At 75.3% G+C, this 10,785-nt stretch carries 10 protein-coding genes; 4 read left to right on the top strand and 6 right to left on the bottom strand.

Annotated features, from left to right (window positions below; all coding sequences use genetic code 11):
• Window positions 1–146 precede the first annotated feature (146 nt).
• Both ABZY91_RS27755 and ABZY91_RS27760 read right to left on the bottom strand, forming a co-directional pair.
• On the bottom strand, window positions 147–1,004 hold the full coding sequence (locus ABZY91_RS27755; RefSeq protein ID WP_355405702.1) for a hypothetical protein: 858 nt from the start codon (window positions 1,002–1,004) through the stop codon (window positions 147–149).
• Window positions 1,005–1,066: 62 nt separating this feature from the next.
• Entirely contained in the window at window positions 1,067–1,495 is a 429-nt protein-coding gene (locus ABZY91_RS27760) for a helix-turn-helix domain-containing protein (protein WP_355405703.1), read from the bottom strand.
• Window positions 1,496–1,725: 230 nt separating this feature from the next.
• Between ABZY91_RS27760 and ABZY91_RS27765 the strand changes: the two genes are divergently transcribed.
• The 3 genes from ABZY91_RS27765 to ABZY91_RS27775 are packed head-to-tail and all read left to right on the top strand — an operon-like array spanning window position 1,726 to window position 4,254.
• Entirely contained in the window at window positions 1,726–2,697 is a 972-nt protein-coding gene (locus ABZY91_RS27765) for a hypothetical protein (RefSeq protein ID WP_355405704.1), read from the top strand.
• Window positions 2,698–2,738: 41 nt separating this feature from the next.
• Window positions 2,739–3,395 (top strand): hypothetical protein, encoded by a 657-nt coding sequence (locus ABZY91_RS27770; protein WP_355405705.1) that lies wholly within the window; start codon window positions 2,739–2,741, stop codon window positions 3,393–3,395.
• Window positions 3,373–4,254, top strand: a complete 882-nt coding sequence (locus tag ABZY91_RS27775) for an inositol monophosphatase (RefSeq protein ID WP_355405706.1) — start codon at window positions 3,373–3,375, stop codon at window positions 4,252–4,254. Before ABZY91_RS27770 ends, ABZY91_RS27775 begins: the two co-directional genes overlap by 23 nt.
• A gap of 165 nt (window positions 4,255–4,419) precedes the next feature.
• On the opposite strand, the gene ABZY91_RS27780 is transcribed toward ABZY91_RS27775, so the two are convergent.
• The 4 genes from ABZY91_RS27780 to ABZY91_RS27795 form a co-directional block, all read right to left on the bottom strand.
• Window positions 4,420–5,706 carry an MFS transporter gene (locus tag ABZY91_RS27780; RefSeq protein WP_355405707.1) on the bottom strand — a complete coding sequence of 429 codons (1,287 nt, stop codon included), beginning with the start codon at window positions 5,704–5,706 and terminating at the stop codon, window positions 4,420–4,422.
• Between the two features lie 494 nt (window positions 5,707–6,200).
• Complete coding sequence (locus ABZY91_RS27785) at window positions 6,201–7,310, bottom strand: hypothetical protein (protein WP_355405708.1); 1,110 nt, start codon at window positions 7,308–7,310, stop codon at window positions 6,201–6,203.
• A 58-nt stretch (window positions 7,311–7,368) separates the two neighbouring features.
• Window positions 7,369–7,803 (bottom strand): hypothetical protein, encoded by a 435-nt coding sequence (locus tag ABZY91_RS27790; protein ID WP_355405709.1) that lies wholly within the window; start codon window positions 7,801–7,803, stop codon window positions 7,369–7,371.
• A 311-nt stretch (window positions 7,804–8,114) separates the two neighbouring features.
• Window positions 8,115–9,323: an SLC13 family permease gene (locus tag ABZY91_RS27795; protein ID WP_329876742.1), complete on the bottom strand. Its 1,209-nt coding sequence runs from the start codon at window positions 9,321–9,323 to the stop codon at window positions 8,115–8,117.
• Window positions 9,324–9,483: 160 nt separating this feature from the next.
• Here ABZY91_RS27795 and ABZY91_RS27800 point away from each other — a divergent pair.
• The coding region (locus ABZY91_RS27800) for a TIR domain-containing protein (RefSeq protein ID WP_355405710.1) at window positions 9,484–10,785 on the top strand (1,302 nt) is incomplete at its 3' end.

A 10,785-nucleotide genomic window follows, 5' to 3' on the forward strand; every position in this document is an offset into this window, starting at 1 on the left:
TCTTGCGGGTGCCCCCCCGGCGGGTTTGGGGGGGGGGGGGGGGGGGGGGGGGGGGGGGGGGGGGGGGGGGGGGGGGGGGGGGGGGGGGGGTTCTCGGCGTCGCGCCCGCCGGCCGCGGGCCGGGCTGACCCCCGCCCGGGCCGCCGTCAGCCCGCTTCGGCGGCCTTGGCGGCCACGGCCGCGGTGAAGCGTTCCAGCCCCTGCGGGCTGTGGGCGAGGAAGAGGTTCGGCTCGATCAGTTCCAGTTCCATGACCACCGGGTCGCCGGAGTCGTCCAGCGCGAGGTCGACCCGGGCGAACAGGAGGGGACCGGACGCGGGGAGGGCCGCGAGGGCGGAGCGGGCGGTGCGGAGTTCCGCCTCGGTCGGGTCGTAGGGGGTGACGCCGGGGTGGGCCACCCGCAGGTTGTCGATCACCCCGGCCTCGGTCAGGACCGGGCCCTTGCGGATCGCGTGGCTGAAGTCGCCGCCGAGGAACACCAGGGCGCGTTCCCCCTCCACGACCCGGCGCAGGTAGGGCTGGACCATCACGGTGCGGCCCTGGTCGAGCAGCAGGCGGGCGTGGCGCAGGGCGTCGGCGGTCTGGCCGGGCTCGTAGCGGGCGGTGTCCCGGGAGCCGGCGGAGACGGCGGGCTTGACCACGATGTCGCCGGTCGGGAGCTCCTCCTCGTGGGCGGATCCGCCCGGTTCGAGGAACCGGGTCGGCACGACCGGGACGCCGTGTCCGGCGAGCGCCGACAGGTAGCGCTTGTCGCTGTTCCAGCGCACCACGGACGCGGGGTTCCACAGCCGGGTGGCGTGCGCGGTGGTGTCGGCCCAGGTCAGGAACTCGTCGATGCGCTCCGCGTAGTCCCAGGTGGAGCGGATCACGGCCAGGTCGAACCGGTCCCACCTCTCGGCCTCGGCGTCCCAGTCGACCGCCTCGGCGGCGAGGCCCTCGGCCCGCAGGGCGTCGAGTATCAGCGGCAGGTCGGCGTCGTACGCCGCGGCGGCGCGGGCGGTCACGACCGCGATTCTGGCAGGGCGCACGGAAGTCTCCGGAGGTCGGGGGCGGGCGGGCCCTCAGTCTAGGGAGGCCCCCGGACGGGCGGTCCGCCGCTCCTGTCGTCGGTAGCGCCCCGGGGGAGTCCGAACTCGCGCCGGAAGGCGTGCGCGAAGGCGTACTCGGAGCCGTGGCCGACCTGGGTGGCGACGGCGTCGGGCGGGCTCTCGGTCGCGCGGAGGAGCCGGGCCGCCGTCGTCGTCCGCCACCGGGTCAGGTAGCCGAGGGGAGGCCGGCCGATCAGGTCGGTGAACCGCCGGGCGAACGCCGCGCGGGAGGTTCCCCGGGAGGACGCCCGCGGGCGGCTGCTCGCCGGGGGCCTGCCGCCCGGTGTCGTGGACGGGGCGCCGCCTTCGTCGAGGCGCGGATCGGTGACCCCGAGCCGGTGACCGGCACGGTCCGGGACGTCACCGGCGCCCCGGCGCGCCCGCTGCACGCGTGGGCCGCCGAACACGCGGAGCTGTTCCGCCGATCGGCCGGGGACGGCGCCCGCCCTCTCCGCGGGGCGCCGCCCCCATGGGCCCCGCGCCCGCTCGCACGCCCCGGCGGCACGGCCCCCGTCCGCCGCGTGCGCCCAGGGCCTGCCAGGATGCGACCGGTTCGCGACCCGAACCCGACCGGCAACTCACTGGCCGTCAACTTCTTGCCGCACCTACCATGTTGACGATCGAAGGAGGTGTCGGCGTGGTGCACGGGGGTGCGGGTCCCGGCCGGCGGCTGGAGAGCGCGATCGCGTGGGTACTCAGGAACTCGGACGGCGTGGTGGCCCTGCTGGGGGCGCTGGTCGTCGGCCTGCTCGACCTGTTCGGCGGCGGTCTGGGCGACAACGTCGTCTCCGGTGCCACGCTGCTGGTGCTGGCGGCCGTGGTGTACGGCTCGCTGGCCGAGCGCCGGCGCCGGGTGGTGGACATCCGGGAGGCGACGGAGGGTGCCCGGCAGGCGCTGGAGAACCTGACCTCGGTGCGCGAGCTGGCCGGGGTCGACCTGGAGCGGGCGCTGGAGCGGGCCCGCCAGGACACCGACCGGTGGGTGTTCAAGGGCGGCACCGGCACGTACCTGCGGGCCGTCACCCTGCCCGAGTGCGTCCAGGAGGCGCGGCGCCGCCGCCGCGCGCTCACCGTCAAGATCGACATCGTGCACCCGGGCGACGAGGCGGCCTGCGCCGCGTACGCGCGGTTCCGGGGGACCTTCGGCAGCCGGGCGGACGGCGCGCACGGCGCGCACGACGGCGGTTGGAGCGTGGAGCGCACCCGCAAGGAGTCCTACGCGACGGTGCTGGCCGCCGCCTGGTACCGGCAGCGCCTGGACACCCTGGAGATCGACGTCCACCTCTCGGAGGTGGCGCCGTCGCTGCGGTTCGACGTCTCCGCCTCCTGCCTGATCATCACCCAGGACGACCCGCGGCGGGTCAGCATCTACGTCGAACGCGGCCGTCCGCTGTACGACTACTACGTCACCGAGCTGCACCACTACCGGGAGCAGGCGGTCAAACTCGACCTCCGGGACACCGAGCCGCTCGGCGACGACCCGACGGTGGACGAGGCCCGGCGGCTGTTCGAGCACCTGCGCATCCCGCTGCCGCCGGCCTTCTCGGACCGGGACGTCGGCGACATCATCGACCGGGCGCTGCACGCGGACAACCCGTACCGCCGGTAGCCGCGCGCACCGCGCCCGCAGGGGGAGACCAGGGGGAGACGATGAACCTCTTCACGACACTCGAACGGGCCACCGGACGCACCACCGCCGAGCCCGGCCTGGACGGCCTGGTCGGCGGACTGCTGGCCGAGGTGGCCTCCGGCGCGCGGTCGCTGCGCGCGGTCGCGCACCCGCTCGGCTTCTACTGCCTGCCGGTGCTGCGCGACGGCGCGTACGGCGTGTGCGTGCACGTCTTCGACCCGGTCCCGGCCGGGGCGGAGCGCGAGATCCACTGCCACAGCTGGGAGCTGAAGAGCAGCGTGCTCTACGGCCGGGTCGGCAACCTGCGGGTCGGGGTGTACGACGAGCCCGGCCGGCCGACCCACCGGGCGTTCGAGGTGTACAGCGCCGGAGGGGCGGACGAGATCCGCCCGACCCCGCGGCTGGTCCGCTGGGAGCCGCTGGCCGAGCAGACCAGCGCGCGCGGCGAGACGTACACCCTCGGCGCCGGCGAGTTCCACGCCACGGTGCTGCCGGACGCCGCGCCCGCCGCCACCGTCGTCCTCGGCCGGACGGTGCCGGGGCCGGTGGACGTGGTGCTGGGGCCGGTGGACGGCACCGCCCGCCGCGTGGTGCGGCGACTCTGCGACGCGGCCCGGACGGCCCGGATCGCCGACGAGGCAGCCAGGAGGATCAGTGGACAGGACAGGACCGGGTGAGGGGGCCGCGCCGCCCGCCTACGCGGAGGAGTGCCGGGTCGCGGTGCGGGCCGCGGAGGAGGCGGGCGCCCTGCTGCGCACCCGCTTCCTGGACGCGTTCCGGGTGGACACCAAAGGGGAGGACGGTGACGTCGTCACCGAACTCGATCTGCTGGCCGAGGAGTTGGTCACCCGCAGGCTGACCGAACGCTTCCCGGCGGACCGCATCCTGGCCGAGGAGGGCGGCGCCACGGCCGGCCGGCCCGGCTCCCGCCGCACCTGGCTGGTCGACCCGCTGGACGGCAGCAACAACGTGGTGATCGGCCTGCCCGCCTACGTGGTCGGCATCGCCCTCTGCGTGGACGACGAGCCGGTCGTCGGCGTGGTCCACGACCCGGTCGCCGGCCGGACCTGGCGGGCGGTGCACGGCTGCGGGGCGTACGGGCCGGCCGGGAGGCTGGGCGCCCCGGTGCGCCCGCCGGGCGCGGGGCGGCCGGTGCTCGGCTGGACGCAGGGGCACGGGGTGACGGGCGGCGACCCGGTGGCCCGGGCGCTCAAGGACGGGCTGGAGAGCGGCGCCCGCCGGGTGCTCCAGCTCTGGGCGCCGCTGCTCACCTGGTCGCTGCTGGCGTGCGGGCTCATCGACGGCTTCGTCGGCTACCGGGCCGAGGAGATCGACCTGCCCGCCGGGAGCCTGCTGGCGACCGAGGCGGGTCTGGTGGTCCGTGCGCTCGACGGCGGCGGGTTCAGCGCGCGGATCGGCCAGCCGGACACCGCCCGCAGCTACGTCGCGGGCCGTCCTGAGATCGTGCCGTACCTGCTCGACCTGGTCGCCCACGCCGGTCTCCCGGACGGACCCGGGGGAGCCGCCGCCCGGTGACACCAGGCACACCCTGCCCCCCGTTGTGTCCTTCGCGGTCCTGCACGAGGGCCGCCGGCCTCCGGGCCCGGCGTGACCGGGCCCCCTGCCTACGCGTTCTCTCCCGAGCAGACCGAAGCGCGCCGTGAACCGGACTCCGCGCACGCCTCCCGGCGCGTGCCCCGATCACGGCAAGCCGGCCTCTGAGGCAGCGTGGACGCCGCCACCACCGCCCGCGGCGCCCGGGGCACGCGCCGGGAGGCGTCGTACGGCCGGGACACAGAGAAGCGCGAGAGCGGCCGGGACCGCGACGACCGTCATCGCGTGCAGAGTGGGCCGCACGCCGAGAGATTCGGACACGGGGCCGGCGAGCGCCAGGCCGACCGGCATCAGTCCGGCCGACAGCAGGTGGTCGTAGGAGCTCACGCGGGACAGGACACTCTCGGGCACGTGTGTCTGCAGCGCCGTCTCCCACAGGACGAAGAAGAGGGAAACGGCAACGCCGGTGACCGCTTCGAGGACCGCGATCAGGACGAGCGGTGCACCGGATCCGATGACGACCGCCTGACAGGAGGCCACCGCCAGCGCCGCAGCGGCCAGGACCATCGGCCGCTCGATCGTGAGCCGGTAGGCGCATACGTCGCCGACGACGGCCCCCACACCGAAGGCTGCGACCACCACCGACCAGCCTGCCGCACCGCCCCACTCGCGCTGGGCAAGCACGGGCCCCAGTACGTAGACCGACGGCAGCACGACAACGTGGTAGACCGCCATGCCGGCCAGGCCGGACAAGACCCACGTGCGGCTGCGCACCTGAACCCAACCGGCGCGCAGTTCCGCGAGGAAGGTCCCCCCGGCGGCGCCCTGCACTGTCCCGGCCGCCGTCTCGCGGGGCCTGAGCCGTGCCAGGAACGCGGCACTGACGGCGAAGGTCAGGGCGTCCAGTGCCAGGGCGCCGCCGGGGCCGGCCAGCGCGACCAGTCCACCGGCCAGGGCCGGACCGAGCACCAGCCCGGACGACTGGACCATCCCGCGCAGAGCATTCGCCTCCCGCAGCCTGTCAGGCCCGACCACCAGCGGTATCAGCCCCGTGGAAGCGGGCATGAAGAACGCATCCGCCGTGCCGAAAAGGATCATCAGCAGGACCAGATGCGGCACCTCGGCGACACCGGTCAACAGCAGAACAGCGATGATCCCCTGCACGGCGAACCGCACCACGTCGGAGACCAGCATGATGCGGTGCCGCCGGAAGCGGTCCGCCCACACCCCACCCACCAGGGTGAACAGCAGCATGGGCACCAGACCTGCGGCGGCCACCAGGCCAACGTCCGAGACGGATCCGCCTACCGAGAGCACGGCAAAGGGCACGGCCACGAACGACACACGGTCGCCCAGCACCGACAGGGAATGCCCGATGAACAGGCGGGCGAACTGCGGTTCGTCACGCAGCACGCCAGGGATCAGGGGTTTCATGGCAGGAGCCGTTCAAGGACAGGAGCAGATTGCACAGCGCCCGATCGTAAGAAGGACCGTCCTCGCCGGTCACCTGGTTTTCCCCAGGCCGCTCCGGCCTCCGGTCGGGCGCCGGATACCTGCGGATGATCAGACGTGATGACGGACCCGGGCGCAGGCCGGTGGGATGACTGCACCGGCCGAGGCGGTGACGACGGCTGCCGACTCCTCGCCCGCGACCGCCGCGGTGGCCGTTCTGGAGACGATCGCCACCCTCGCCGCTGCTCCCCGGACGGACGGCGGCCCCGCGCTGAAACCGCTCGCCCCGACCCGCCAAACGCCGGCGGGCCGGAGCCCGATGGGCGGCGGCCAGGTGGTCCTTGGGTGTCCAGAGGCTGCCGGAGACCGCTGACCTTCGGGCTCCGGCCCCGCAGACGCGGGGATCGGCGGTACCCGGCCCGGTGGTCCGCCAGTGGGGCAGGACCATGCCGGCCGGCCGGTGACCGCGCCTGCGCTCAGAGGCCGATGTCGTCGGTGGCGGCGTCCTCCCGGGCCCGGGCGTCGCGGACGTAGCCCTCGAAGACCGGGGAGCCGGCGGCGTGGCCGGACTGGGCCCGCACCTTGTCGGGCCGCTTGCCGGCCTTGATGCCGGCGGTGATCAGCCCGGCCCGTTGGGAGTGCCCGGTGAGCCGTGTCTCCAGGCCGGCGCGCTCGGCGGTGCGGGTGATGACGATCCGGCAGCCGTCCGGGGACAGCCGCCCGGTGCCGAGGCGGCCCCACTGGTCGACCGGCCGGAACGCCGGGCCGCCGTCGAGACCGGCCGCGGCCCGCCAGGCGAGCCAGGCCCGTACGGGGCACGTCTCCTCGTGCCGACCGTAGGCCACGACCACGTCCCGGCCGGGCCGGCCCTTCACCGAGGGCACGGCGACGTGCAGGCCCCCGGCATCCGGCACGATCCCCCCGACGTCCAGGCCGCTCACCTCCGAGGCCCGCCCGGCGACGGCGAAGGACAGCAGGGTCAGCGCCCGGTCGCGCAGCCGAGCCAGCTCCGGTACCTCGTAGTCGCGGCGCCGCCGCCGGGGGCCGACCGGCCGGGGCACCAGCGGGTCGGCGGTCGTCATCGCCCGCAGCTGCGCGGGAGTGGACGCCACCGCCCGGCCCCGGCCGCGCCCGGCCCGGAGCCGGTCCGGGTCGAGGCGGATCGGCGTGAGTGCCCGCCGGGCGGCGAGGGTGGTCTCCTTCGACACCTGGACGCCGCGGCGCCGGGCCTCCGCCGTCACCCCGGTGATCCGCCGCTCGATCGTGGCCGGGGCGGCCTCGGCGACCCGGTCGAGCCAGACGACGAAGCCGACCAGGGTGCCGGTCTCGACGGAGGTGTCCGGGAGGCGGTGGCCGGTGCGCTCCGGCGCGGCCAGCCAGTCCAGGTACTCGCCCCACACCGCCCAGTCCCGCGCGTAGCCGGCCCTGGTCTTCGCGGGGCGCACGTCGTCCGGGTGCCGGCGAGCGGGCGTGTCGAGCGCGGCGAGCACCGCGGCACTCGCCGCGTCCGGCCCGGCCCCGGCGACGTCGCCGCCGACGGCCGGCAGGGCGGGCAGCAACTCGTCGTCGACCAGGTCCTCGCTCATCGAAGTCTCCTCGCTGACGCCCGTCGCCAAGGGCCGGGGGCGGCACGGTGCCGCTGGGTCAGGCCTGCGTGGCGGTGTCGGCGGCCTCGGCGCGCTGCTTGGCCACCAGCCGGTGGCGCAGCGCTGCGGCGGCGGGGTCGGCGTCGACGTCGCGCCACCGGCGGCGATCGAAGCCGGGCGCGTCGGACCACTCCTCCGCGACCTCCACCAGGGACTGCCAGCACTGCCGGAGCGTGTGCAGGTTCTCCCCCCGGTGACGGTCGTCGGGGTTCTCGGTCAGACGCGCGAGCATCACCTCGGCGCGGGCCGTCGCGGTGCGCACCAGACTCGCCAGCGCCCGCGCGGCGCGTTGCTCCGGGCTGCCGAAGAGGTCGTCCCCCTTCATCGGAGTGATCCGTTCGTACAGGAATCCGTGGATGGCCTCGATGTCTGCCGGGGTGAGGTCCACCGCGTAGTGCAGCTGTTCGGCGGGCGGAGTGCGGGTGTCGGTCACAGGGGCCCCTCGGTTCGGGCGGACGGATCGTCATATCCGGTTATTACCTCGGATATGCGATGTTATCCGAGGTGATAACCGTCACATGCGGGTTCCCGGGAAACTACCGCAGCGCTGACTGACATCCTCGGGGCAATCGGCGACTCCTTCGGAGCCCGGAGGGCGCGGGCCTTCCCGTGCGCGAGGCACTCCTTGCGGCGCTCGCCCCCGCCCCTGCGCCCCCTGACCCCCGGAGCCCCGCCTCCGACGCCCTGCCCCGACGCGCCGGAGCCCCGCCCCGACGCCCTGCCCCGGACCCCCGGGCCGGTCCCTCAGGAGCCGCCCGTCACCGCGAGGGCCGCGGTGGCCAGCGCCACGCCGCCCACGGCGAGCACGGCCCCGGCCCCGGCCACGCTCCGCAGCGGCACCCGCAGGCCCGCCGAACGGCACCGCTCGTACCAGAGCAGGGTGGCCAGCGAGGCCCAGGGGGTGATCAGCGGGCCGATGTTGGTGCCGATCAGCAGGGCCAGCAGCTGCTGGTGGTTGCCGGCCGGCACCGCGCCCTCCCCGGCCAGGTAGACCGGCAGGTTGTTGAGCACGTTGGACAGGCCCGCGCCGACAGCCGAGGCCCGGAACAGGCCGAGGACCCCGCCGTCGGTGCCGATCGCCTCGGAGAGCAGCCGGTGCAGCCCGTGGGCGTCCACGGTCTGCACCACCAGGAACATCCCGGGCACCATGACCAGCAGCCGCCACGGTATCAACGAGGCGCGCAACCCCTCCGGGCGCCGGACGGCGTAGGCGGCGACGACCACCGCCGCCGCCGCGCCCGAGGCGACCCAGAGCGGGACGACGGCCGCCAGGCTGGCCACCAGGAACCCGGCGCAGGCCAGCGCGCAGATCCGGAACAGCGCCCGGTCCTTCGGCCGGTGGGCCGCCGGCGGCCGGTACGCGTCCGCCCCCCGCCGCCCGCGCCGCCAGTAGAACCCCCACAGGCAGGCCATGGTGGCGAGCAGCGCGGCCAGTTGCGGCGCCCACATCGCCCGGGCCAGCCCGGCGGGGGAGAGCGCGACGCGGTCGGCGGCCAGCAGGTTGGTCAGGTTGGACACCGGGAGCAGCAGGCTCGCGGTGTTGGCCAGCCAGACCGTGGTCATCGCCAGCGGGAGCGGGGCGATGCCCACCCGGGTGGCGAGCGCCAGCATCACCGGGGTGAGCAGCACGGCGGTGGTGTCCAGGTTGAGCACGGTCGTGGTGAGCGAGGCGAAGCCCACGCACAGCAGGAACAGCACCGGGTAGCTGCCCCGGCCGACCCGCGCCACCCAGGCCGCGAGCACGTCGAACACCTCCGCGGCGCTCGTCAGTTCGGCCAGCACGATGACCGAGCCGAGAAAGGCCAGCAGCGGCGCGATCCGCTGCACGGCCGCCCCGGCGGAGTCCGGGGGGAGCAACCCCGTGGCGAGGAAGAGCAGGCCGAGGACGAGCAGCCCGCCGGCAAGGAGGTCGAGCGGATGAAGTCGCCGGACGGCGGGCCAGTACGCAAACACGGACGTCAGGGTCGCACACGAGGCGTCGCGGGTCGACACCGCCACTCGTACGTCCGGTCGGACACCGGTCGCGCGTTCGCGCAACCCGGACCGGATATCACCCGAAACCGTTGTGGGCAAGGAGGGTTCAGCCCGTCCGGATCGGTCATAAGCTCTCTCCATGGGGGCTCTTGACGCGACCCCGGGTGGCCCCGGGCCGATCGACTTCTTCATCAGCTACTCGCCGGCCGACGAACGCTGGGCGGCCTGGATCGCGTGGACGCTGGAGGAGGCCGGCTACCGGGCGTTCCTCCAGGCGTGGGACTTCGTCCCCGGCACCAACTTCGTCGACTTCATGGACCGCGGCGTCACCGAGTCGGCGGCCGTCATCGCCCTGCTCTCGCGCAACTACGAGCGCTCGCGCTACGGCCGGATGGAGTGGCAGGCCGCCCTGCGCGCGGATCCGGACGCGCCGGACCGCCGGCTGGTCACGGTCCGGATCGAGGACATCCCGGTGGACGGCCTGCTCGCCACCCTCACCTACATCGACCTGGTGGGCGTCGACGAGCCGGCCCGCGCCCGGCAGCTCCTGCTCAACCGGGTCGCGGCGGCGATGGACGGCCGGTCCCGGCCCGAGCTGCGCCCCGGCTACCCGGGCGGCGCGCCCGGCGCCCTCCCGCCGGCGGCCCAGACGCAGATCCCCGCCCCCCGCCCGGTCGGGGGCACCGGCTGGGCGGGCCGGCGCAGGCCGTCCGTCCAGCCCGAGTACCCGCAGGCGGCGGGCCGGGCCGGCGGGCGCGAGGCGGTGACCGTGCTGCACCTGGCCGGCCCCGAGTTCGGGCGGGGCAACGACCCGGTCGACCTCCAGGCCGCCGTCTGGGGCGACCTGGTGGAACTGGCCGACTCCGGGGCCCCCACACCCGAACTGGTGGTCGTCACCGGCGACCTGACCGCCTCCGGCAGCCCCCGCGAGTGCGAGCAGGCGCTCTCCTTCCTCACCGGGATGCGCGCCCTGCTCGGCCTGGAGCCGCACCGGGTGGCGATCGTCCCCGGCGGGCAGGACGTCAGCCAGGCCGCCTCGCGCGCCTACTTCGCCACCTGCGAGGCCGACGAGCTGCGCCCCACCCCGCCCTTCTGGCCCAAGTGGCGGCACTACGCCCGGCTGTTCCAGGAGTTCTACCAGGGGCTGGAGGTGGTCTTCGACAGCGCCCAGCCGTGGACCCTCTTCCCGGTCCCCGAACTGGGCACCGTCGTCGCCGGTCTGAACTCCTCGATGGCCTGGTCCCACCGGCCGGACGACCGGTACGGCTGGCTGGGCCCCGAGCAGGCCGCCTGGTTCGCCCAGGCGCTGCGCCCGTACGAGAACGACGGCTGGCTGCGGATCGGCGCCCTGCGCCACCCGGTCGCCGCCGCCCACCCGGGTACCGGCCCGGGGGGCGCCCACCAGGGCGCCGCGCACGCCGCCGGGGGCCGCCCGGCCGGC

This window comes from Kitasatospora sp. NPDC002965, from assembly GCF_040611255.1.
Taxonomy (GTDB): domain Bacteria; phylum Actinomycetota; class Actinomycetes; order Streptomycetales; family Streptomycetaceae; genus Kitasatospora.